This is a genomic window from Acetobacter indonesiensis (assembly GCF_000963945.1).
Taxonomy (GTDB): domain Bacteria; phylum Pseudomonadota; class Alphaproteobacteria; order Acetobacterales; family Acetobacteraceae; genus Acetobacter; species Acetobacter indonesiensis.
In genome coordinates, this window is record NZ_BAMW01000050.1 from 33,940 (window position 1) to 57,086 (window position 23,147).

The 23,147-nt window shown below is 51.9% G+C and carries 19 protein-coding genes and 1 riboswitch; of the genes, 10 read left to right on the forward strand and 9 right to left on the reverse strand.

Going from position 1 to position 23,147, the window contains the following annotated elements:
• Positions 1–141 precede the first annotated feature (141 nt).
• Positions 142–1,077 carry a LysR family transcriptional regulator gene (locus Abin_RS11845; protein WP_048847179.1) on the forward strand — a complete coding sequence of 312 codons (936 nt, stop codon included), beginning with the start codon at positions 142–144 and terminating at the stop codon, positions 1,075–1,077.
• Positions 1,078–1,347: 270 nt separating this feature from the next.
• Positions 1,348–2,298 (forward strand): LysR family transcriptional regulator, encoded by a 951-nt coding sequence (locus tag Abin_RS11850; RefSeq protein WP_146867662.1) that lies wholly within the window; start codon positions 1,348–1,350, stop codon positions 2,296–2,298.
• Between the two features lie 203 nt (positions 2,299–2,501).
• On the opposite strand, the gene Abin_RS11855 is transcribed toward Abin_RS11850, so the two are convergent.
• The 4 genes from Abin_RS11855 to Abin_RS11870 form a co-directional block, all read right to left on the reverse strand.
• Positions 2,502–3,758, reverse strand: a complete 1,257-nt coding sequence (locus Abin_RS11855) for an MFS transporter (RefSeq protein ID WP_048847184.1) — start codon at positions 3,756–3,758, stop codon at positions 2,502–2,504.
• A 28-nt stretch (positions 3,759–3,786) separates the two neighbouring features.
• On the reverse strand, positions 3,787–4,185 hold the full coding sequence (locus Abin_RS11860; RefSeq protein WP_048847185.1) for a GlcG/HbpS family heme-binding protein: 399 nt from the start codon (positions 4,183–4,185) through the stop codon (positions 3,787–3,789).
• Positions 4,186–4,274: 89 nt separating this feature from the next.
• Positions 4,275–5,006: an IclR family transcriptional regulator gene (locus Abin_RS11865; RefSeq protein WP_048847187.1), complete on the reverse strand. Its 732-nt coding sequence runs from the start codon at positions 5,004–5,006 to the stop codon at positions 4,275–4,277.
• Positions 5,007–5,104: 98 nt separating this feature from the next.
• Positions 5,105–6,004 (reverse strand): S1/P1 nuclease, encoded by a 900-nt coding sequence (locus Abin_RS11870; RefSeq protein ID WP_052948221.1) that lies wholly within the window; start codon positions 6,002–6,004, stop codon positions 5,105–5,107.
• Positions 6,005–6,247: 243 nt separating this feature from the next.
• On the opposite strand from Abin_RS11870, the gene Abin_RS11875 reads away from it, so the two are divergent.
• The gene (locus tag Abin_RS11875; protein WP_048847188.1) at positions 6,248–8,755 is read left to right on the forward strand and encodes a TonB-dependent receptor; all 2,508 of its coding nucleotides are present in this window, start codon (positions 6,248–6,250) and stop codon (positions 8,753–8,755) included.
• 63 nt (positions 8,756–8,818) lie between these two features.
• Positions 8,819–10,897 (forward strand): phosphocholine-specific phospholipase C, encoded by a 2,079-nt coding sequence (locus tag Abin_RS11880; RefSeq protein WP_052948222.1) that lies wholly within the window; start codon positions 8,819–8,821, stop codon positions 10,895–10,897.
• A 117-nt stretch (positions 10,898–11,014) separates the two neighbouring features.
• Here the strand turns inward: Abin_RS11880 and Abin_RS11885 are convergent, their stop codons facing one another.
• Entirely contained in the window at positions 11,015–11,722 is a 708-nt protein-coding gene (locus tag Abin_RS11885; protein ID WP_048847326.1) for a pirin family protein, read from the reverse strand.
• Positions 11,723–11,827: 105 nt separating this feature from the next.
• Between Abin_RS11885 and Abin_RS11890 the strand changes: the two genes are divergently transcribed.
• A complete protein-coding gene (locus Abin_RS11890) occupies positions 11,828–12,745 on the forward strand; it encodes a LysR family transcriptional regulator (RefSeq protein ID WP_048847190.1) in 918 nt (305 codons plus the stop codon).
• A 210-nt stretch (positions 12,746–12,955) separates the two neighbouring features.
• On the opposite strand, the gene Abin_RS11895 is transcribed toward Abin_RS11890, so the two are convergent.
• The 3 genes from Abin_RS11895 to zigA all read right to left on the reverse strand — a co-directional run bounded on the left by Abin_RS11895 (position 12,956) and on the right by zigA (position 16,277).
• Complete coding sequence (locus Abin_RS11895; protein ID WP_048847191.1) at positions 12,956–14,479, reverse strand: adenosine deaminase family protein; 1,524 nt, start codon at positions 14,477–14,479, stop codon at positions 12,956–12,958.
• 164 nt (positions 14,480–14,643) lie between these two features.
• On the reverse strand, positions 14,644–14,994 hold the full coding sequence (locus tag Abin_RS11900; protein WP_048847328.1) for a DUF6525 family protein: 351 nt from the start codon (positions 14,992–14,994) through the stop codon (positions 14,644–14,646).
• Positions 14,995–15,062: 68 nt separating this feature from the next.
• Complete coding sequence (gene zigA / locus Abin_RS11905) at positions 15,063–16,277, reverse strand: zinc metallochaperone GTPase ZigA (RefSeq protein WP_048847193.1); 1,215 nt, start codon at positions 16,275–16,277, stop codon at positions 15,063–15,065.
• Positions 16,278–16,427: 150 nt separating this feature from the next.
• Positions 16,428–16,650, forward strand: a riboswitch (cobalamin riboswitch).
• A 132-nt stretch (positions 16,651–16,782) separates the two neighbouring features.
• Here zigA and Abin_RS11910 point away from each other — a divergent pair.
• Genes Abin_RS11910 through Abin_RS11925 form a run of 4 tightly spaced genes read left to right on the forward strand, consistent with a single transcriptional unit; the run spans position 16,783 to position 21,510 of the window.
• Positions 16,783–18,903: a TonB-dependent receptor plug domain-containing protein gene (locus Abin_RS11910; protein WP_048847330.1), complete on the forward strand. Its 2,121-nt coding sequence runs from the start codon at positions 16,783–16,785 to the stop codon at positions 18,901–18,903.
• Positions 18,903–19,751: an ABC transporter substrate-binding protein gene (locus Abin_RS11915; RefSeq protein WP_048847195.1), complete on the forward strand. Its 849-nt coding sequence runs from the start codon at positions 18,903–18,905 to the stop codon at positions 19,749–19,751. Before Abin_RS11910 ends, Abin_RS11915 begins: the two co-directional genes overlap by 1 nt.
• Positions 19,748–20,752, forward strand: coding sequence for a FecCD family ABC transporter permease (locus Abin_RS11920; RefSeq protein ID WP_048847198.1), 1,005 nt, complete (start codon positions 19,748–19,750; stop codon positions 20,750–20,752). The genes Abin_RS11915 and Abin_RS11920 overlap by 4 nt, the downstream gene beginning before the upstream one ends.
• Positions 20,752–21,510, forward strand: a complete 759-nt coding sequence (locus Abin_RS11925; protein WP_048847200.1) for an ABC transporter ATP-binding protein — start codon at positions 20,752–20,754, stop codon at positions 21,508–21,510. Before Abin_RS11920 ends, Abin_RS11925 begins: the two co-directional genes overlap by 1 nt.
• A gap of 45 nt (positions 21,511–21,555) precedes the next feature.
• Here the strand turns inward: Abin_RS11925 and Abin_RS11930 are convergent, their stop codons facing one another.
• Positions 21,556–22,128 carry a DedA family protein gene (locus tag Abin_RS11930; protein WP_255319334.1) on the reverse strand — a complete coding sequence of 191 codons (573 nt, stop codon included), beginning with the start codon at positions 22,126–22,128 and terminating at the stop codon, positions 21,556–21,558.
• Between the two features lie 364 nt (positions 22,129–22,492).
• Between Abin_RS11930 and Abin_RS11940 the strand changes: the two genes are divergently transcribed.
• Entirely contained in the window at positions 22,493–23,128 is a 636-nt protein-coding gene (locus Abin_RS11940; RefSeq protein ID WP_048847205.1) for a sorbitol dehydrogenase family protein, read from the forward strand.
• Positions 23,129–23,147 lie beyond the last annotated feature (19 nt).

The window sequence follows — 23,147 nt, forward strand, 5'->3', positions numbered from 1 at the left end:
GTTTGGTTTTTTCAAAGATTTCTGTTTAATGTTCTATCTTGCGTTAGGCGGTGGATTATAAATCTCAATGTAAAAATGTTGGTTTAGATATTCAAATAAAACAAAATAAAAATTTTTCAGATAGTTTTGGGTTTAGAAGAAATGAAAAAGATACCTGATTTACGTCAACATATGAAACTAAGACATTTTAGACTTGTTGAAATATTATTTCATACAAGAAGTATCAGGCTTGCTTCTGAACGACTGAATATTACGCCGGCTGCGGTTTCAAAGGCGTGTCTGGAGCTTGAAAATATTTTAGGTACCAAACTTTTTATAAGAAAAGCTGGGGGGCTTATACCTAATCCTCTTTGCGAACGTCTTATCGTTGCAGGGAGAAGGATAGACGCAGAACTGAAAAATTTAATGGTGGATATTACGCTTCATGAAGAAAGTTTCCATGATAGTGTAAAAATCGGCTTTCAGACACCGATGTTGCAGGATGCGATTGTTCGGGGTGTTGCAAAAATGAAGAAAATTCACCCCAATCTTAATTTAACTCTTGAATATGCTTCTCGGCAAAATCTTCTTTCTGGGTTAGAGGCAAACCAATACGATTTTATCTTTATCAATTTGACCGATATAACATCGCGTGCACGATTTAAAACGCAATCGTTAGGGAAAGAGCAATACGTCATAGCCAGTATGGAGGAAATTCATTCTATTCCAGATGTTATCGAAAAATGGGCGGAGTTTTCATCTGCGACATGGGTGTTGCCGATACCTGGATTAGCAATGAGGGATAGATTTGACTCTGTGCTGGCAGCAAGAGGATTGTCTCTTCCAAAGCGTCGTATTGAAATCAACTCCCCTGTCGGGGGGGAGAAAATAGTAGCTCTTTCCGATGCTTATACTTTACTCCCTCTCACCATGCTGAAGGCATTGGGACGTACAATCGATGAGGCAGAGACATCGTTACGATTTTTACCAGAGATGCAATTAGAAAATGGGATCGTATCGTTACAGGATACGAGCTTGAGTGCAGCAGCACAATATGCAAGTGAATTTATCATAAAAAAAATTAAGAAAACATCATAAAAAACAGTAAGTAAAAAATTATTGCCTTTCATAATTAAATATTTATTTCTGGAGTATTTATTTTATCTATAGTTTATAAAAAAATAAAATTGAATGTATAAAAATAATGTTTGGTATTAGCAAATAAAAAAAGTAAATTAAATTACTCAATATAATTAAACCTAAGAAAGGATATATATTATCTCTTGTTAGCCCAAAACTATATGAATATTTTCAATTAAAATTATTGGTTTCGTCCAATGAGAAATAAAAACGCTCAAACCGGACGTGGTGAGGGAAACTGTTGTGCCTCAAAATTTAGATCTGAGTGTACAGATCAAATTACGACATTTTCGTCTTGTGGAGATGCTGGTTGCTACACGGAGCATTCGTCAAGCTGCAAACCGTTTAAATATCACACCTGCGGCCGTTTCAAAAGCATGCATTGAATTAGAAAATATATTGGGATTTAAAATTTTTACTAGAAAGGGAGGGAACCTTGTTCCTCATCCAATTTGTGAACAGTTAATTATGACAGGCAGGAAAATTAATAATGAACTCAAAAATCTGATGAATGAAGTGTTTTTAGTAAAGGATTGTATAAAGGACAACATAAAAATAGGAATTGAAACATCCATTTTTCATGATGGTATGGCTAAAAATATTGCACAAATTAAAGAAAAATACCCAAATTTGCATTTGACTTTGAATAGCACAGAGCAACACCCTCTTCTCTGTGGCTTGGAATCTAACGTTTATGACTTTATTTTCACAAATATTGCTGATTTAAAGCGTTTTCCGCAGTTTAGTATAAAAAAACTGTATGAAGAAAATTATGCTGTTGTAACTAAGGGAAATATATATTCCATTCCAGAAATATTAGAGAAATGGACTATTTTTTCAGAAAAAATTTGGATTTTACCAGAAGTGGGGAATACTTTAAGGAGTAAATTTGAATCTGCATTAGCTGTAAGAGGATTATCCTTTCCCATTCGGCGCATTGAAGTAAACTCTGTTGCTGCAACTGAAAAAATGGTTTCTCATTTTTCTGGCTTGGCACTGTTTTCTTTTGAACAGTTAAAACAGATCAATTCTGATCGTTATCCGAAGGTCGAAATTTTGCCAGATATGAAGATTGAAATAGGAGCGGTCTGGTTAAGAGATAAAAAATTTACAAATTATGAAGTTGATGTGAAAAATTATCTTGAAACAAACCTCTCTAAAGTTGATTATTTTAGATAATATCTTCAGAAAATATATTTTATTATTACTGTGTCTTGTAAGTTAAGAACCGTTTTGTATCAAATAATTGCAATATAATAAAATATTATTTTACATGTCGAGACAAAATAATTATACGTGAGGCATATAATATTATTGCTTGCCTAGCGTAAGCCGACCAAACTCTGACAGAGTTTGGTCGGCATGTGTCAAGACAGTCGCGATTAAACGATGGTTTGCCGTTCTTCCTGAATGCCGCTGCGTTTCAGGAAAATGAGGGCGATAATGTAGGTCAGAAGCCCTGCCAGGGAGAGAATTGCTCCTCCGAACCCCAGAGCGCCATAGCCGTATTGATGCGCTAGCAGCACGCTGCCCAAAGACGCCCCTAAAGCATTAGCAATATTAAAAGCTGAGTGATTGAGGGAGGCTGCAAGTGTCTGGGCATCTCCTGCAAAGTCCATTAGCCGGGTCTGAAGGGCGGGGCCAAGTGCATTGACGAATGCGGGAACCAGGAAAACATCCAGCATCAAACCCAAATGGCTATGCAGCACAATGGGGAACACCACCATGGTGACTGCACTGCCCGCTAGCGCCAGCATGGCGGCGAGGTCAATGTTGCGATCAACCAGCCATGCGCCAACATTGGCACCGGTCAACATGCCAGCACCCCAGACCACCATATACACCATGACCTCCCATTCCGGGACGTGTGTTACATTCTGCAACACACTGGTCAGGTAGGTGTAGATTGCAAACATGCCGCCGAAGCCAATAGCAGCTGTCAGCAACGTCAGCAGAACCTGCGTGTTGCCCAGTGCTGTGACTTCCTTCAGTGGCGAGTTTTTGCGGTTGGGCACATCAGCAGGAATGTATCGCAGGACACCCAGAAACGTCACAAGTCCCAAAATACCGATAAGCAGATAGGCAACGCGCCACCCGAAATGATCGGCCGCGAAGGTGGAAAATGGGGCACCAATCAAGGTTGAAATTGCAATACCCGAAAGAACGCGGCCCACAGCCCAGCCACGACGAGAGCGCTCCACCATGGATGCTGCAACCAGAGCCGAAATACCGAACAATGCCCCGTGCGGCAGGCCGGTAATAAAGCGTGCAACTTCCACCAATCCCGGTGTGGGCATAAGAATGCTCAGAATATTCCCAAAGCAGAATAGCAGCAGGAGCGTCAGCAGCAGTTCTCGGCGTGACAGGCGCGCGCCGAGAATAGTGATCAGCGGCGCCCCCACAACGACGCCAATGGCATAGGCTGTGATGGCATAACCCGCGTCAGCTGGGGAAAGACCGAGGGATGCCGCGAATTCTGGCAGCATGCCCATAATGGCAAATTCGCCAGTGCCCACCACAAAGGTCCCGAATGTCAGAATAAGCAGGGCTGCGGTTCTACCGTGGGGAGGGGCCACAGGCGTTGCGGGCAACGCCGCCGGTATGGCGGCTGCCTCGGGCAGGGAAGTATCTGTCGTCATAAAAGAAGCATCCGCTCAGTAAAAAGGGTCAGGCCAGCAGGGTGTTGGCGGCAATGTGGGCAATGGCAATATCATCTTCCGTGCAGGCACCGGAGACGCCGATCGAACCGATGACGGTACCCTCACTAGTCTTCAGCACAAGGCCGCCGCCAAAGCTGGTCAGGCCGCCATTTGTGTTTTCCAGAGTATAAGCCTCTCCGCTCGGATGGCCGATTTTCGCGAAGTCTGCGCTGTTCATATGAAACAGAACAGCCGTGCGGGCTTTTTTGTTAGCAACATCAATAACGCCCAAAGGGGCGCCATCCATGCGTATGAACGCAACCGGCCACGCCGCGGCATCCAGAATGGAGATGCAGACTGTTACCCCAAGGCGTTCTGCTTCCGCTTGCGCCGCCGCAAGCATGGCTTTGGCAGAAGAAAGTTTCATGGTCTTGGCCCGTCTGTGTGGAAAAGAAACCGCACCCTAGACGTGCTGATTCAGGAGGGAATATGTAAAACCAGAGAAACCTTATTTTTTCAACAGTGTTGAACCGCTGCCAGTTCTGCATGGCGCGTCATCATCCAGCTTAGTCGGATCAGGCGTGCGGGCGGAAACAGTTCCGCTGGCCCGGCCACAGCAATACCGGCACGGACTTCTCCATTTTCCCGACAGGGAATGGCAACACCATTCTGGCCCTGTCGGTAGGCACCAATATCAAGCGCATAGCCTTTGGCCCGCACGGTTTCTATGCGGGCAAACAGTGCTTCATCTTCTGTTGCATCCAGACGGGCCAGCACTCTCTTGGCCAATCCCGGCACAAAAGCCAGAAATACCAGACCGATGGCAGAGCCTTCCAATGCTTCCCGTCGTAAGATGTCACGGGGTGCATCTGGCGGCTGGTCGGGCGTGACAATATCCAGATAAGACGCTTCGTCCCCGCTGGGCACGCCTAAATAGACGGTGCCGCCGCTTTCTTTCGCTATGGCAAGAAGGGCAGGGCGCAGGCGGTTGCGTAACGCGTTATCGTCCCCGGCCATACGGGCAATGTTGAGTATTCTGCCACCCAGATGATACCGCATGTCACCGGGGCGACGCTGCACGTAGCCTAAGTGGTCCAGCGTGCGCAGAATGTTATGAACAGTCGTTTTGCCCAGCCCGGTGAGATGAGCAATCTGTTGTAAGCGTGCGCTTCCGCCTTCCTGTGCAATGACTTCAAGAATGGAAGCAGACCGTTCAATAGACTGGATCAGCCGAGGTGCCTTACTCACAAGGCAGCACTCCTCTAACAAGAAAGCGCCTCCGACACAGCAGTTGGTGCGATTGGGGGTGCGTCTGCCGTGTCGGGTATCTGTAGTCTAAATCTGACTTACTGTTCGGTTTTGGTGCCAGACAGCGCGTTGTTCAACACATAGGCCAGACGCACTCCTGCTTTCATAAGCTGCTGGCGCGCAACACTTTGCGCTGCGGCATCGTAACCGGGGGGAAGTTCGATTGGGGCGCTATCCGGGTCACAACCGGGTTTAACCGGCAGTTGATAGGCATATTTCTGCGCGAGGCTGAAGCTCTCCTGGGCCCAGTCAGCGGCAGTTCCCTGCTGCCATGCCTGTTTGTCATCATACGTAATCTGCATAAACAGTTTATCTGCAAGGCTGGCTGGGCTTGGGTCTAGTTCAGACACAATGGCCGTATCCCAGTAGGAATGCAGGTTGGTGGTGCGTGGGCCGCCCAGAGACAGACGTACGCAGTTGCCGCCTTTGTCATGATTATCGGCCGCATGCAGGGGTTGGTGCAGATCACCAATAAAATGGACCAGATATTTCAGGGCCAGAACACGTTCTGCTGGCGGGGTTTTGGGGTCTTTCAACTCATTTGCAAACTGCGGAATTTTGTTAACGACGCAGTCTTTGGCAGGGCCAGAACTGGCTAGGCCGGTCTGTTGGGGGAAGTTGTAGCAGGCCTGAGCCAGATCTGGGTGGTCAAGTTCAATATCGACAAAGTGCCATTCGGTCGTTTCTTTATGACCGGCGGCCCGCCATGCGTCTGGCCATGTTGAGCGCGATAGAAAATCGGGCGGGGTCAGGGTGTCCTTGTCCTGCTTAAGAATAAGATCAATTTTTTGGCGTGCATCCGGTGTCAGGTAATCCCATGCCAATGCAGCAACAACCTGATGGCCTTCACGCCCCCATGCCAGCGCCTGCGTACTGGTAGATGCCACGCCGAGCAGAATTGCGCCGGTAAGAGCGAAAGCGGGAAAGTATTTGGGCATAAATATTACTTTTCTGTAAATTATATGGATTTGATGAAGATTATAGTTGTTTGGGTGCATGTCAGCCATTAAAAAAAATCATAACTTGTTTCGTTACCGAAACGGGATGCGATTTTCATCTAACCGCTCGATCGTGAGTGGGGAGAGAAATATGAAATTATTATGAATGTCTTCTATTCGAAAATCTACTGAATAAAATGCCGTTTAAGATTCCTCCCATGCCTTCATTGAAAGTCAGACTGAATGACCCTCAAACGACGCTCATCCGTTCTTGCCTGCCTGATCTGTTCGACTGTTCTGTCTTCACCTCTGGTGGCACTGGCTGATACAGCGTCAGAAAAGAAAACAGTCGATTCAGCAGCCAGCAAGTCCCGCACCACAAAGGCAGCAAAGCCTGCCAAAAAACAGGAAACCGTTCTGCCAACCATGCTGGGGCAGACCTCTCCCACTGACGAAAATGTGGAAGTGCATGGTCACACGCGTGATCTGGGTGATGGTGACACGGGGCGTGCATTCGGCGGTGGTCTGATGACGCCGACCGATTCTCCCAAATCCGTGTCAGCCGTTACACGCGACTACATTGCCAAACAGAACCCCGCCCTGAACCCGATGCAGCTTATTGCTCTGCTGCCAGGTGCAAACGTGTCCGATACAGATCCGCTGGGTATGACCGGGGGCAATATGTCGGTACGTGGTCTGACTGAATCTCAGATGGGTTTCACGCTTGAAGGCTTCCCGATTAACGATATCGGCAACTTTGCCGTTTACCCGCAGGAAATTGTGGACGCCGAAAACCTGAAGACTGTGCGTTTGGCACAGGGTTCGGCAGATCTTGATAGCCCGCATATCAGCGCATCTGGTGGTGTGGTTGATATGTACATGATTGACCCAAAGAAAAATATGGGTGGTCATGTGGACATGACTTATGGGTCTTACAATGCAACCCGTGGTTTTGCCCGTTTTGATACCGGTTATATTGGTAATACCAATCTCCGTGCTTATTTCTCCTACTCACAGGGGCGTCAGGATCACTGGCGTGGTCCGGGTTGGGAAAACAAAAAGCACGGTGAAATGAAAATCGTGAATGACTGGGGTGATGGTAACCGTGTGTCGCTGGCGGTTGTCGGCAACTCTCTGAAGAACAACGCATATCCAAGCATTACAAAAGCAAGCTGGGATAAATGGGGTATCGGATTTGATAACCCCGTTGGTAGCAGTGGGTTAAAAGCCGGTGATCCGCCGAACACGGTTTATGAACGTCATTACGTGAAAGGCGATAATAACTATTACAAGCTTCGCCCCAACCCCTTCACCAATATCTACGCGTCCATGCCGTCAACCTTCAAGCTGACAGACCATCTGGTTCTGACCGAAACACCTTATTTCTGGTACGGTTATGGCAACGGCGGTGGTGGCTATTCTACGGACATGACCAAAATGTCCTACGGCAGCCAGACCATGGCAGGGAGCATCGACGGGCAGACACCGTCTGGGAAAGTCATGCTTTACAACCCGTCTTTGACGGAAACCTATCGCCCCGGGGCGACAACAAAACTGACATGGACAGCAGGCATTAACCGTCTGATGGTTGGGTACTGGTTTGAATATTCAAAGCAGCGTCAGACGGCGCCCTATAGTGGTGTCAGTGACGACGGTACCCCGCTCAGCACATGGGGCGACAGCAACAATGTTGTTCTCAGCAATGGTGAAACAGCCCAGTATCGTGACACCTTGACGCAGACGCAGGTCCATACACCATTCATTGGTGATAGCCTTTCTCTGTTCCACGGTAAGTTGACCATTGATGCCGGTTTGAAATATTCCATCGTCAAGCGTCAGGGCACAAACTATCTGCCAGATGTCGGCCAGAAATACGTTCAGACCAATTATTATCAGGCGCTGCCAACAGCCGCTGTTCGCTATAAGATCAATGAGCACAATCAGGTCTTTGTTTCTGTCGCAACCAACTATCGTATGCCGCAGAACTACGCGTTGTATGATTCTGGTTCCTATGTAAAAGGAACGGGTTATTCTACAAAAGCAAACCCACAGCAGCAGCCTGAAATTTCCATTTCGGAAGAAGCTGGCTGGCGTTATCAGGATGACCTGATTTCAAGCTCGATCACCTATTTCCACTATAACTTCACCAACCGCCTGTTCACGCAGACAGTTACCAATGAAAATGGTCAGTATTGGACGACCAATATCAATGGTGGTGGTGAACATTCAGATGGTGTGGATGCTGAAATCGGCACGCGTCCGTTCCACCACGTACGTCCTTATGTGTCTTTTGAATATCTGCATGCGGTAACAGACAGCAATCTGCCTTCAGCCAGCGGCGCAGTAACAGATTACATGCATACCAAAGGCAAGGTGGCACCGCAGGCCCCAGCCTATCAGGTTGGGTTTGGTCTGGACTATGACGACGGGCACCGCTTTGCTGGCTTCAACCTGAAATATGTTGCCAAGCAGTATTCAACCTTCACAAATGACGAACATATTCCCGGCTATGTGCGTATGAACATCAATGTGGGGTACCGTCTGCCGAAAATGGGGATTTTCAAAAGCCCGACCATTCGTTTGAACCTTCAGAATATTTCAAACGAACGCTATCTGGGGTGGATCAATTCGCCGCAGGTGAATGCGAAAACTGCTACGGGTATCTTCGGTAATACCATCAGCGGTAAATCCGCGACTTACAAAATTGCATCACCGTTTGCGGCCATTGCAACAATCAGCAGCGACTTCTAAAGAAACTGGTCTCACTCTCTCATAAATGTTATCTTATTACTGATATCAGATGAGAGGGTGAGTATGCCGGTTATTGGACGCAGAGGACTTTTAAAAAGTGGCGGCGGGCTTGTGACAGCAGGCCTTCTGGCATCCATTAACCGGGCACTCGCTATTCCGGCAGAGCGTCGGAGCGGTACGTTGGAAGATGTTGAGCATATTGTTGTGCTCATGCAGGAAAACCGCTCTTTCGATCATTATTTTGGCCATCTTAGTGGCGTACGCGGGGTGGCTGACCGTCACCCGGTTCGGTCACCAGATGGCACCCCCATCTGGTCACAGTGGCGTAAAAAGGAAGGCGAAGGGCGTATTATGCCCTTCCAACTGCGGACGCATGTCAGCAGCGCTCAGTGTGTTCTCGATCTTGACCACAACTGGAAGCCAACACACGCAGCCATTAACGCAGGCTGGAACGACCAGTGGCCCAGACATAAAACCGATATGACCATGGGCTATTACACGCGTGAGGATATTCCGTATCATTACGCACTGGCTGATGCATTTACGGTCTGTGATCATTATTTTTGCTCCACCCCCACCCAGACGCATCCCAATCGCTTTTACCTGATGACCGGCACAGTGGATGGTGAGGGCGTGGGCGGCGGCCCGGTGTTGGATAACGTTGACTGGGTTGATCGCGTTTTCTACCCCAAGGTGCCTGATCCGTTTACATGGACAACCTATCCTGAACGACTGGAGGCCGCTGGCGTCAGTTGGCAGGTTTACCAGCAGGGACTTTCGGCATCTGATGTTGAAAACGGAAATTTCGGCACAAACGTGCTGATGAATTTCCGAAACTATGTTGATGCACCCGAAGGATCCCCACTGCACCAGCGCGCCATGACCAAGCGCACGCTGGATGATCTGCGTCAGGATGTCATGACTGACCGCCTGCCACAGGTTTCCTGGCTTCTGCCCCCGGCAGCCTTTTCCGAACACCCTCGCTGGACGCCGGGTTACGGGGCAACCTACATCGCCCGCGTTCTCAATGCCCTGACGGCAAACCCGCAAGTGTGGGCGAAAACCGTTCTGCTTGTGATGTATGACGAAAATGACGGCTATTTTGACCATGTGCCGCCACCGCAACCGCCTACCCCTGTTCTGCCGGGCAAAAGTACGGTTGATACGCATGGAGAAATCCATGATCGGATTACCCCGTATGAGCCGAACCGCTACACCGCAGATATGCTGCCTTACGGGTTGGGGCCTCGCGTCCCCATGCTGGCGCTTTCTCCGTGGAGCACGGGTGGTTTTGTCTGCTCGGAAGTTTTTGACCATACCTCGGTTTTACGGTTTATCGAGGCCCGGTTTGGCGTGCGTGAAACCAACATTACGTCATGGCGTCGGTCAGTCTGCGGGGATCTGACCAGTGCGTTTGATTTCTCGCGCAAACAGGGGCTGAAAAGCGGGCTGCCTGATACATCAGATTACAGACAACAGGTCGATCTTTCCTGCAAATTGCCTGACCCGGCCATACCGGCTGCAAGCAGCCTGTCTGATATTGGGGAGCAGGAAGAAGGCGGCCGCCCTGCGCGGCCTCTGCCCTATGTTCTTGGTGCGCATGAAGTCTCTGGCCCCAAAGGCAGCTTTACACTCCAGTTTGAAAATCAGGGCACAACTGGGGCCTGCTTCTATGTTTATCAGGACCATACCAGTGAAAAGCCGCGCCGTTATACAGTCGGAGCGGGTGCAACCCTTCAGGATAACTGGAGAACCCCAGCTGACCATCTGGCAAAGTTCACGGTTCTTGGCCCTAACGGCTTTGCACGTTATTTCCATCGTAGTGGCCAGATATCTGTTCTGGTGTCTGCGACGGATGATACCACAGCAGGTGCTTTGGTGCTGACATTTGTAAATCGCACCAACCGGACCCAGACGCTTCATATTCATGATAACGCCTATGGTCAGCCCAGCCAGACTGTAACAGTGGCAGCCCATGCTGTGGCGCATAAAACGCTCACTCTTGCTGAGAGTGATCAGTGGTATGATATCAGCGTGAAAATTGCAGCAGAACCGAAAACGGAAAACCGTTTTGCCGGGCATATTGAAACCGGAAAGCCAAGTCGAACTGATCCGGCTTTGGGCAAGCCTGTTCTGCAATAAGATGTTGTAGAGGCAGGGGTGAAGTTGCTTGTGGCCTCCATAGGGATGAGCGTAACAGAAAGGCTGTGCAGAGATTTTCTGCACAGCCTTTTGGTTTTGCCGGGAAAAGCCAGAAAGTTAATCAATAGGCGGCGTTTCCACCATGACCAGTTCGGCGTCGGCCGCGGCAGTTAGCGTTACACTGTCCATATCTGCAATGGCAGCACCGTCACGCTCATGCAGCGTCTTTCCCTCTATCGAAATTTCGCCTTTGGCAACGACCAGATAAGCAAGGCGGTCCTTTCCCAATGGGTAGGATATTGTTTGCCCCTGTTTTAGAGATGCCCCCAGAACGCGTGCATCCGTATTTAGGCGAAGCGCATCTTTATCTTCAGTATGGCCTGATGCCAGAACGGCAAATTGTCCGTCCCGCCCGGCTTTAGGGAAAGGCCGTGTTCCCCATGATGGGGTATGCCCCTTGCGGTCTGGAAGAATCCAGATCTGAAACAGTCGGGTTTCAGTCTGTTCCAGATTATATTCACTATGCCGGATACCGGAACCAGCAGACATAACCTGTACATCACCTGCTTCGGTGCGCCCAACATTACCCAGACTGTCTTTGTGGGTAATGGCCCCTTCACGCACATAGGTAATAATTTCCATGTCGCTATGTGGGTGAGTCGGGAAGCCACCGCCGGGTGCGATTGTATCATCGTTCCAGACCCGCAGCGTTCCCCAATGCATACGTTCGGGGTTGAAATACTGTGAAAAGGAAAAATGATACCGCGCATCCAGCCAGCCGTGGTTGGCATGGCCCAATTCTGCAAAAGGTCTGACGTCAATCATGGGACGTTTCTCCAGATGATGTTTTGTTATTGAGCCAAAGCTAGACGGTTTCTTGTCGCCAATATATAGAAATGAAAGAAACACATCATTTCCGGATTTTAACTGATGCGCTTGCCAGATCTGGAGGCATGGGCCGTTTTTGCTTGCGTGGCAGAACAAGGGTCTTTTGCCCGTGCCGCCGATGTTCTTCACCTGTCAAAACCAACGGTTTCAAAGGCTGTCAGCCGGTTGGAAGCAAGCCTTGGTACCGCCTTGCTCAACCGAACATCGCGTCAGCTTTCCCTGACAGAAACAGGGCGGCGCGTTCTGGAACACGCACATCGACTGGTGAGTGAAGCAGAAGCAGCAGAAGCCGTGGCGCGGGAGGGTACATTGCGCCCCGCGGGTGTGCTGCGAGTGGCTGCGCCCATGACATTTGGCATTCAGCACCTTTCGCCTCTTTTGCCAGAGTTTCTACGCCTCTACCCCGATATTGATCTGACAATCGACTTCAATGATTCCGTGGTTGATCTTGTGGCGGAGGGATACGACGTCGCCTTGAGGGTGTCCGCGCTGGCAGATTCTTCGCTCAAGGCACGAAAACTCTGCACCGTACGGCGGGTTCTGGTGGCGACACCGGATTGGATAAGTAAGAGCGGCGGAATAGCGCAACCGTATGATCTGGCTCGCCACAAAGGATTTGTGTACACCAATCTGTCTGCACCCGGCACAGTAAGGTTGAAGCATGCGCATCAGCCAGAATATGTGCTGTCGCAAAATGCCCGATTACGGGCGAATAATGCGGAAGCATTTTTGCCGACGCTATATGCGGGGCTTGGGTATGGTCTGTTTCCTGAATTCATGGTGTGGGATGGCTTGAAAAACGGCTCCCTTTTGCCGCTGCTACCGGAATGGCAGGCTTCGTCCATTGCGGTTTATCTGGTTACACCGCCAACGTTGCTACGTCCCATCCGGCTAACGGTTTTCTTGGATTACCTGACACACAATTTTGTCAAAGCACCATGGGCAACCCGACGTGATTAAAGCAGGTGATATGCTACACCTGCTTTTGAAATTATTTGGCACAAGCACGATATATTATGATGTTAACCAGTTTCTTTAAGCAACACTGGAAAAAGCGGATTTATCCCTTTGTGTCAATGCATCATCTCGCTTTTGGCCTGCGCTTGTGACACACCCTTAAACCAAAGCAGCGAGGAAACCAGTTTGTGTCACGGAATACAGTTCTAAAATTTAATGGGAGAAAAGATCATTTTTAACAACATTATTTTCAAATTCTGAAAAATTCTTTTCCAAAGCCATTTGTAGACGGGCTTTTTCATTATGACTTAGAAAATTCTGGCAGATTTTTGCTTCTGGTTTTTTGCAGAGCATAGTCATAGCACCTTTCTGCCACAGGCTTTCGCCCGGTATAAACGCATACTCCAGACCGTTGCGGGAAAGCTGCTTTATGTCCTGATAAGTCAGGGGCCATGTGGTCGCTGCGCGGATGTACTCTTGCGTCAGGTTTCCGCGGGAAACACCTTCATCATCCGTTGACAGGGCAACAGGTACACCAGCACGGCGATACAAGGAAAATGGATGGTTTTTCCCTTTAATATTCAAAATAACATCATTGCTGGTCAGATTGATCTCGACCATAATTTTTTTGTTAGCCATTTCCGTCAAAAGGCTGCTGGCATCATTTTCCCAGAGAATATCAATACCGTGGCCTACGCGGCGGGCGCCGGCAATTTCCACTGCGGACCGGATATGGTGTGTCAGCCCTTCTGGCGGGACAAGACCCGGGGTCAGTTCACCTGCATGCAGACTTAGTTTTACGTCTGGGTAAACAGCGTTCAATGCCTGAAACATGCGCATATGTTTATCGTAATCACGCATTGAAATCATGTCGTCTTCCGGGGCGACAATGTTGACACCGACAAAGCGCGGGTCTGTATGCGCAACGTCATAACCCGCATAAAGCTGCGCAAAAACGGCTTCTGGGGGCAGCGTGCGCAGCGTCTGATACAGATAACGCACGGTAACGGCGCAACCGGGGTGCGCGTGTGCAGACCCACACTGCATGACCTGCTGTGCCTGCTGTTCCATCTGGTCGGTTTCGTGTCGTGCTGCGGCGACTAACTGCGGCAATTCGGGGGTCAGTGCTTTTATGGCGTCAGCATAGTTTTCGTCCTGTAGCGGATGTTTGCTGCCTGCTGCGATCATTCCACCCAAGCCAGGCGATATCATCAACTCTACATATGTGACGTGATCCTGTGCGGCACGGTCTAGCGCTTCAGCCAGACTGTCACCCATATGTTTTTCTGCGGCTGCCACAAAACCGGAAAACGTTGCAAAGAAATGGTCGTGCCCTGAACGGTCGGTGGCAGTTGGTACAAAATCGCGCATCGACAGGGCGTCAATCATACGATTTTCGGCCCCGGAATTATTTGCCAGAGCGGTGGCGGGCAATTCCCCTTTGCCCAGCGTAGCCGTGCACCCATGGGGAAGAATTTTACCCTGATTGACGGAAAGACAGAGCCCATCCTGTGCCGCCCATTTCAAGTAACTTTCCGCATACACAGCACCGACCAGATGATTGTGCAGATCAGCCCCTTTGGGAAACTGCCGCATAAAGAGTGCCAGTCGCACCGGGTCAGATTGCAGTGTTGTGAAAATACGCGCGGTTTTCTGTTCGTTCCCCGGTGTTGCCTGACAGACGGACACTGACGCTGTCAGAAAAACACTAGCCAGAAGAAGGGAACGGACCATCATGACGCAGCACCACCACCAGAAAAAAGAGGCAGAGCATTTTCGTTTACTAAAAACTCTGCCGTTTGCTGTTCTGATTTATACAGAAAAGTGAGGCTTCTCAAAACCGATCATGATGCTCATGAGCGTCCGTGCGTGTTTGACTCTTGACGCACAGGCCGGTTTTTTTAGAGCGGATTACCTGATTTTGTGTCTGCATAGCGAAGGATGCTGACAGCCGCAGCATCGTGCGGCAGTGGGTTTCCGTAATCAGTATTGTATCGTGTGGCAAAGGCGTCTCGCTCCAGCCGCTCGCAGTAGTCAAGGTAGCGGATCAACGCCCTTTCCGCCCGGTGGGTGGGGCCATGAACGCGTTTGTAATGACGCCAGAGCACCAGCGCATTGACGGCCCACGCATCATACGCATGCTCACGTAATCTCTGCCTGATTGAAGGGGGAAGCTGATCGAACGCCGACCATTCATCCCCTTGGTACCGATGCCAGATTTCGTGACGCAATGTACGCTCGTTTGATGGCATATCGGTTGTAACAAAGTTGCTTTTGTAAGCCGAGTGCAGGGTGTGGCGTGTGGTCATGCTGAACCTCGTCAGGCGGCTTCACGTCGCCAGATGGGGAAGGGGTCTGGCAGATGGGCATAGCGTTCCGGGTCAAATTTCTGGATGCCGTCTTCCGGTATCAGGCAGGCATCCAGTGATGCACGCAGGGCGGTTTCATCCATATCCCGCGTGCCGATGAACACAATTTCCTGCCGTCGGTCACCAAACACCGGATCCCATTTTCTCAGCACAAAGTCGCGCCATTGGTCTGTGTCCGGCCACTGGTTTTTGGGAATAGCGGCCCACCACAACCCTATGGCCTGATTGCGTACCAGTGCACCGGCTTGCCCCACTTCACCCACCCAGTCCGGGCGCGTGGCCAGCCAGAAATGCCCCTTTGTCCGCACAACACCGGGCCAGTGTGAATCAAGAAATGCCTTGAATTTTTCCGGTTGAAATGGCCTGCGGGCGCGATAGACAAAGCTGCTGATGCCGTATTCCTCGGTTTCAGGCGTGTGGTCCTGAAAGCCATAAAGCTCCTTGAACCAGAGGGGATGTTGGTGGGCTTTGTCATAGTCGAAGCGGCCAGTATTCAGCACACGGTTCAGCGGCACCTGACCCATATCGGTTTCTATGATGTCCGCATCCGGGTTCAGTGCCAGGACAATCTGCCGGGCAGCCTCAACCTGATCTGCCGTGGCGGTCGAAATTTTGTTGATTACCACGACGTCTGCAAACTCAATCTGTTCAACCAGCAGATCAACAAGGGCGCGATCGTCTTCATCACCCGCGGTTTCTCCCCGGTCTTTCAGGAAGTCGGTCGAGGCATAATCATTCAGTAGATTCACGGCATCGACAACGGTCACCATCGTGTCCAGCTTGGCGATATCGCTTAGACTGTTACCGTCTTCATCCCGGAATTCAAACGTCGCGGCTACGGGCAGGGGCTCTGCAATGCCGGTTGATTCTATCAGAAGGTAATCAAACTTTCCTTCTGCCGCCAGCCGGTGCACTTCCTGCAACAGGTCATCGCGCAATGTGCAGCAGATGCAGCCGTTGGTCATTTCCACCAGCTTTTCATCCGTGCGGGACAGGTCGCTGCCTCCTTCACGGATCAGGTCGGCATCAATGTTCACTTCGCTCATGTCGTTTACAATGACCGCCACCTTTCGGCCTTCGCGGTTATTGAGAATATGGTTGAGCAGCGTGGTCTTGCCTGCCCCCAGAAAGCCGGAGAGCACGGTAACGGGCAATAAGGCGGGCATGGGGGCTTCCTTAAAAAACGTCAGAGATCATCATGGCAGCATATAATGTTATAGTATAACATATCAATATCTGACTGTGAAAATAACGGAAATGTTGGAGCTGCATGCGCGGTAGTCCGCCGTATTTCTTGACAGTCAAATGGCTTTGGCGGCACATCCGGGCCTGATGGTTCTCTCCCCCTGCGGGAAAGATGCAAAAGGGAACCGGGTGAGCCTGCTGCATGTCGCGGGCAAGGCCCGGGCTGTCCCCGCAACTGTAAGCGGAATGCCCTGCATGTTGGCTACGGCCAGACCACTGGGAGCACATCCTGGGAAGGTTAGTGCAGGGTGCGATACCGTAAGTCAGGAAACCTGCCATCAGCCGGGGTTGCAGACGGGAAATGCTGATCGGGGTGTGTCGGCAGAGCGACTGGATCATGGCCATGCCAGAGTGTCAGGGTATGGTTGCGTCTTCAGTCTTTCTCTCGTGGCAACGTCTTATTTACCACGAGGCTCTGTTTCTGTGATGTTCCGCAAAACGCTTCTTGTCAGTTCCACCGTTTTCACGCTGTGCCATGTTGTTGCGCACGCGGCTGATGTGCCGCCGTCTTCATCGGTAAAACGGCAGGCTACATCGCAACATGCGGTGCCAGAGAATGTGCGTAAGCCGGCAATCAATGTGCCCGCAGCGGTAAAGCCTGCGCCCTCTGTCGTGCGTCAGGCAGAAAGTGCGGCTGAGCAGATTACGGTGAGTGCCGCCCGCACCCCAACCCGCACGGACGATATCGGGACGGCACTGACCATTATTACGGAAGATCAGATCAAAACACAGCAGCGCCGCACGTTGCCAGACATACTAGCGCGGCAGCCGGGGCTGAATGTTGTGCGGTCTGGCGGTTTCGGGGCAACAACCTCAATCTTCATGCGTGGTAATAACGCTAATGAAGTGAAGGTGCGGCTGGATGGCATGGACATTAACGATGGCAGTTCAGCCAGCGGTATGTTTGATGCAGGCCAGTTTGTGACAGATGGTCTGGGCCGTATTGAAATTCTGCGTGGTCCGCAAAGCGGCCTGTATGGTGCAGACGCCATGGCGGGCGTCATTGATATGACCACGGCACAGGGGCAGGGACGTTTTAAGCCGTTTGTGCGGATAGAAGGCGGCTCTTACGGTACGTTCAATCAGGTTCTGGGCGCACGGGGCAGTAAGGGACGCTTCCATTATAATGTGGAGCTGTCTCATTACCGGATGGACGGTTTTCATTCCATTCCGCGTTATATTGAACGGTATTATGGTGCCACGCGTGACCAACGGCATAAATCGAACCGGAACGATAACCGGGGAGCGAATATCCGTCTGGGGTACGACGTTACCCATAATTTTGATCTCGGCCTGACAGCGCGTCTGATACAAAGCAATTATCACACTTATTCCCTGTATGACTTGCAGAGTGAAGCCTACGGAGGCGGCCCTGTTCGGGAGCAGAACACCCAGAACGAAGCCATTGTACGTGGCACAGCGCATCTGGTGTCATGGAACGGGTTTCTTGATCAGGTCATTGGCCTTGGCTACATGACCAACCGTAATCGGTGGAACGAAACGGGGCTGTATGCCACCGGGCCAGATTATTATCGGTCGAGCCGCCTGAAAATAGACTGGCACGGCACGTTCGATTTCAAGAAATACGGCACCCTGCTGGTGGGCGCTGAGCATTTTCATGAAACGTTTGATTCCAGCCACACGGCGGCATCTGCTTACGATACCGGCTATCACACACAGGCCAGCATGGATACGACAGCAGGCTATGGTCAGTATCAGGGCAACTGGAACCATATTTTGTATGGGGCTGCCAACATTCGGTATGATTCCAATTCCCGGTACGGAAATTACGTGACGTGGCGAGTAGCGCCGTCCATCCATATTCCTAATACGGGCACCATTATCAAAGCCAGTGCCGGGTCGGGCTTTCATGGGCCAACCCTTTATCAGCTTTTCTTCAGTCAGATTGGGTCAAGTTATTCCCAAACGGGTAACCCCAATCTGCGGGCCGAACGGCTGATTGGTTATGATGCCGGGGTGGAGCAAAAACTGCTGAGTGATAAACTGCATTTCGGCGCAACATGGTATGATAACCGGGTTAAAAACCTTATCCAGTCAACAGATACAGTGCAGATGGCGGGTGGATACCCCTATTACCAGTATTCTTATGACAACGTCGCACAGGCCCGGATGTATGGGGTTGAGGCGTTTCTTGACTGGAAAGCGCTTAAAACCCTTGATTTCAACCTGAACTATACATGGACCCATGCGCGCGATTTAAGCAACGATACCGTTTTGCAGCGTCGCCCACAGCATAAGTTTAATTTCAATACAACATGGACCCCGGTGCAGGATCTGACGTTTTCTGGCAATATTCTGTACGTCAGCGGCTGGCGTGACCTGCCGGTTATCGGTACGTCCTATTGCAGTACATGCGGTAAAGGGCATGGGTATTTCACCATTGATATTGCTGCAAACTATAAAATCAATCGCTACATCAGTATTTTTGCGCGTGCCGATAACCTGCTGAACCGGCAGTATGAGGAGCCGATCGGGTATCTTCAGCCGGGGCGTGGCGGGTATGGCGGCATTACCGTGAGTTACTGATGCGCCGCTGGCTTCTGCGTCTGCTCTGCGTCTGTGTTGTGGGCGCAGGGAGCCTGCCCTCGGTGCAGGCGGCAGAGCGGATTGTTTCGCTGAATCTCTGCACAGACCAGTTGGCCCTGCTGCTGGCAGACAGGGCCCAGATTGCTGGTCTGAGCCCGTTAGTGAGAGACTGTTCTGGCTCGGTGCTGTGTCAGACAGCTGCAACTGTGCCAATTATCGCGCCATCGGCTGAAAACGTGATTGCGGCTCAACCCGATGTTGTTCTGGCAGGACAGTTTACTGCGCGTGTGGCCGTAAAGGCCGCGCGTGAGGTTGGTGCGCAGGTGCTGACCTTACCCCCGGCATCGTCCTTGGCAGATATTCCGGTACAGATCATGCAGGTGGCGCGGGCTGTCGGGCACCCGGAGCGGGGGGGCGCACTGGTGGCAGCGTTTCAGAAACGTCTTGCTGAAATTTCCTTATCCCGTCAGCAGACTGACCCGGTGGCGGCGGTGTATGAAGCCAACGGGTTTGTGGCGGGCCCAAAGTCTCTGCCAGATGATGTGCTGGCCCATGCTGGGTTGCGTAATCTCTCAACCGTTGCGGGTATCACCGCAGTTGGCCGCGTGCCGTTAGAGACACTTCTGGCGCACCAACCCGATCTGTTGATACGAGACAGATCAGGACAGGGGTATTCTTTGGCACAAGGCATGCTTGATAACCCGGTGTTGAAACATTTTTTTCTCAACAACCACGCGGTCGATGTCCCTGCGTCGCTATGGCTTTGTGGTTTACCGCAGACACTGGATGCCGTTGCCATTCTGCGGAACGTGCGTGACAGCCTTAAACAGATGCAGGGCGTACCATGACGACAAAACCTATCATGCTGAACGGTCTGCTGCTGGCCGGCATTGCCGCATTGTCTGCGGTCTCCCTGTTGTGGGGAGAACATGCATTTTCATTTGTGCAGGCAATGCAGGATTGGTGGGCAGGCCGACACACGGTCGGGGCGGTCATTCTGGGGGAGTTGCGCCTGCCGCGCGTGGTGCTGGCCATTATGGTGGGTGGTACGTTGGGCCTGTCTGGCGCGGTGTTGCAGGGGTATCTGCGCAACCCCTTGGCTGACCCCGGCCTGCTAGGGGTTTCCGGTGGGGCGGCATTAGGCGCTGTGTGTGTGTGTTATACGGGCCTTGCCCAACTGGGGCTGGCCATGCTGCCGCTTGGGGGGCTTCTGGGGGCTGTTGCTGCTGCGGCCATGCTGGTCCTGCTGGTGGGGCAGGGGGGCGCACTTGTGTTGTTGTTGGCTGGTGCGGCTTTAAGCAGCTTCACTGCTGCACTCACAGCGCTGGTGCTCAATCTGGTACCCAGCCCCTATGCATCGTTTGAAATCATGCGGTGGCTTATGGGGTCTCTGACTGATCGCACTCTGCTGGATGTGCTGCTGGCTTTGCCGGGTGTTTGCCTTGGCACGGTGCTGATGGCGTCTTCTGGCCGGGCATTGGATGCGCTGACGTTGGGGGATGACGTGGCCACCACCCTTGGCTTCCGCTTGCAGGGCGTGACCGGCGTGCAGATGCGGATTGTGCTGGGTACGTCACTGGCTGTGGGGTCATGCGTTGCGGTTTCAGGGGCTATTGGGTTTGTCGGGCTGGTGGTCCCGCATGTGCTGCGTGCGGTTACGGGGCATCGTCCGTCACGGCTGTTGTTGCCCGCGTTTTTGGGTGGCGCGGTGTTGTTGCTGGGGGCCGATGTGTTGGTAAGGCTGGCGGCAACCCATAAGGAATTGCAGATTGGGGTTGTGACGGCGCTGATTGGTGCCCCTGTATTTTTCCATCGTGTCATTCAGTTCAGAAAACGCGGAGGGTTCTGATGCTGACAGTCACAAATCTTTCCTGCCAGATAGGCGAAAGACAGTTGTTACGGTCTGTTTCCGCCCAGTTTGCGGCAGGGCACGTCACAGGGCTGATTGGCCCGAATGGCGCAGGCAAAAGCACGTTGCTGCGTGTCATGGCCGGGCTACTTCCGGCTTCTGCCGGGCATGTAAGCCTACAGGGGCGGCCCTTGGTCGAGGTTGCATCCCGTGAACGGGCCCGCCTGATGGCTTATATGCCGCAGGATATTCCACCGTTTCCGCCCATGCCGGTCAGGGAAATAGCGTCTCTGGGCCGCCTGCCTTATGGTGAGGCGGGGCAAAAAGCGGCCCTGCATCCGGCTGTTAGTCAAGCCTTGAGCCTGACAGGGCTTGAGGAGCTGGCACACCGCGCGGCCAATCAACTGTCAGGGGGGGAGCGGGCTCGCCTGATGCTGGCACGCGCCCTGAGCACCCAAGCTCCTCTTCTTCTGGCCGATGAAGCGGTGGCGGCGCTTGATCCGGCGCATGCTCTGTCCGTTATGCATCTGTTGCGAGACCTCGCGGCAGAGGGACGATGCATTGTGCTGGTTATTCATGATCTGCTGCTGGCAACGCGCTTCTGTGACCATCTGGTGCTGATGAAAGAGGGCACGATTGTTCAGAGCATCCCCCCCGCGGATCTGACAGATGACACGGTGCGGGCAGTCTATGGTGTGACAACACGCCGGATAGAAGATGGCCTTGTGCCGTGGGAGAGTGAAACGCCTATTCGGTAAGGCGTCTTCAAATTGTGGACCGCAACGGAGGGGGCGTGCGCTCCGTCAGGTGGTTTCCTGCTGTTCCTGTTTGGCTTCCTGCAAGGCAAGGGCGGTCAGTTTCTGCTCGTTCTTTTTCAGAAATGCCCCACAGGCGAGTACTCCGACAACGGCCAGCACGCCCATGGCAATGCCAGTGGGGCCAGAGACCTGTGAAATTTTGCGGCCAAGCAGGTAGGTGCCTATTGCGTAACCGCCTGCCCAGCATGTGCCGCCCAGCGCATTAAACAGCATGAAGCGTGGCCAGTGCATCTGGCAGGCCCCCGCCAACACCGCCACAAAGACACGCACAACAGAAACAAAACGCCCGCAGAAAACAATGGCGCTGCCATGATGGTGAAACAGATATTGCCCCAATATCAGGCGGTCGGACGATAAACCGATTTTTGGCCCATACTTCCGCAGCAGGGGGAGCCCCACCCGGCGGCCAATCATGTAGCCGAAATTATCGCCAATAATGGCACCTGCCACAGCCGCCAGAGCCACACCTTCAATAGCAAGATGATGTGTCTTCAGGCAGTAGAGCGATGCGGTGATAATGCAGGCTTCAGCGGGCACAGGGACGCCCATGCTCTCCATCATGACAATCAGGGTGACGATACCGTAGCCGTAATGCTGAAGCAGGGTGTCCAGATGGTGCAGCAGGGGGCTTGGTCCTTATTGCAGAAGGTCGAATGACAAGAAAACGACCGGAAACAGGACCATCAGCATGGTCGAATCTTATGGCAGGGGAAAGGCAGAGCCACGCATGGCAGCCTGTCTTTCTGCCAGAAACGGAGGCGGGGCAAAGGTTCCGTCCAGCCAGCCCCATAGGTGGTATCCCGTCATGACGGATTGCATCTTGGGGGCGGGGCTATAAAAAAGGCGCATTGTTGACCCCCTATACCCACTCCGCGTGTTTTTTCCTGACAGAGCGGAGCCAGCTTTGTGAGGAAACAGGTTTATGAGACAGGACCGAAACCGTCAGCCGGTGGCTGACTGGTGTGTGTCGCCTAATGCCATGCGGCTTAACCGCCTTGTGCGCATGTCGCGCCGTGATGCGCTGCTGGGTGGCCTTGGCTTTGCCGTGGCAGGTGGCCTCTCTGGGGCGCATGCCCAGACGGTGCAACCCAATGCGTCCGCTGGTGCAGATCAGTCAGGCGAGGTCGCCAGCTTTATGGCGGTTTCGCAGCGTCTGACCGACCGCGATACGCTGGATGCCAACATTGGCACAGCCCTGTATATGGGTATTGTGCATGCGAACCCGGATCGTAAAGATAAGATCCAGACGCTGCGTGCCCTTATGGACAGCAGCAAGGCGGCAACGGCGGCAGACCTTGCCCACGCGGCTGAAAAGGCTGATCCGGCGCTGAAAGATGTTATTCATGAGATTCTGACAGGCTGGTATCGCGGCGTGGCAGACAACAAAGTGGTGGTCTATCGCTCCGCCCTGATGTTCGACATCACCAAAGATGCCGTTTATCCCAAAACATACGCAACAGGCGGTCCGTTCTACTGGACAACCAAGCCACCGGAAGTCGAACGCCCAACCGGGCATCCGGCACTTTCCGCTTCCCCGTTCGTCATCGAACCGACCTGATAGCGCAGGATTTCCAGTT

Bases quoted from the DNA above. Each gene is read 5' to 3' on its own strand.
- Abin_RS11930 (WP_255319334.1), bottom strand. From the start codon at position 22,128: ATGGAGAGCATGGGCGTCCCTGTGCCCGCTGAAGCCTGCATTATCACC.
- Abin_RS11885 (WP_048847326.1), bottom strand. From the start codon at position 11,722: ATGATTGACGTCAGACCTTTTGCAGAATTGGGCCATGCCAACCACGGC.
- Abin_RS11910 (WP_048847330.1), top strand. From the start codon at position 16,783: ATGTTCCGCAAAACGCTTCTTGTCAGTTCCACCGTTTTCACGCTGTGC.
- Abin_RS11915 (WP_048847195.1), top strand. From the start codon at position 18,903: ATGCGCCGCTGGCTTCTGCGTCTGCTCTGCGTCTGTGTTGTGGGCGCA.
- Abin_RS11875 (WP_048847188.1), top strand. From the start codon at position 6,248: ATGACCCTCAAACGACGCTCATCCGTTCTTGCCTGCCTGATCTGTTCG.
- Abin_RS11855 (WP_048847184.1), bottom strand. From the start codon at position 3,758: ATGACGACAGATACTTCCCTGCCCGAGGCAGCCGCCATACCGGCGGCG.
- Abin_RS11925 (WP_048847200.1), top strand. From the start codon at position 20,752: ATGCTGACAGTCACAAATCTTTCCTGCCAGATAGGCGAAAGACAGTTG.
- Abin_RS11920 (WP_048847198.1), top strand. From the start codon at position 19,748: ATGACGACAAAACCTATCATGCTGAACGGTCTGCTGCTGGCCGGCATT.
- Abin_RS11890 (WP_048847190.1), top strand. From the start codon at position 11,828: ATGCGCTTGCCAGATCTGGAGGCATGGGCCGTTTTTGCTTGCGTGGCA.
- zigA (WP_048847193.1), bottom strand. From the start codon at position 16,277: ATGCCCGCCTTATTGCCCGTTACCGTGCTCTCCGGCTTTCTGGGGGCA.
- Abin_RS11845 (WP_048847179.1), top strand. From the start codon at position 142: ATGAAAAAGATACCTGATTTACGTCAACATATGAAACTAAGACATTTT.
- Abin_RS11895 (WP_048847191.1), bottom strand. From the start codon at position 14,479: ATGATGGTCCGTTCCCTTCTTCTGGCTAGTGTTTTTCTGACAGCGTCA.
- Abin_RS11880 (WP_052948222.1), top strand. From the start codon at position 8,819: ATGCCGGTTATTGGACGCAGAGGACTTTTAAAAAGTGGCGGCGGGCTT.
- Abin_RS11860 (WP_048847185.1), bottom strand. From the start codon at position 4,185: ATGAAACTTTCTTCTGCCAAAGCCATGCTTGCGGCGGCGCAAGCGGAA.
- Abin_RS11940 (WP_048847205.1), top strand. From the start codon at position 22,493: ATGAGACAGGACCGAAACCGTCAGCCGGTGGCTGACTGGTGTGTGTCG.
- Abin_RS11870 (WP_052948221.1), bottom strand. From the start codon at position 6,004: ATGCCCAAATACTTTCCCGCTTTCGCTCTTACCGGCGCAATTCTGCTC.
- Abin_RS11900 (WP_048847328.1), bottom strand. From the start codon at position 14,994: ATGCCATCAAACGAGCGTACATTGCGTCACGAAATCTGGCATCGGTAC.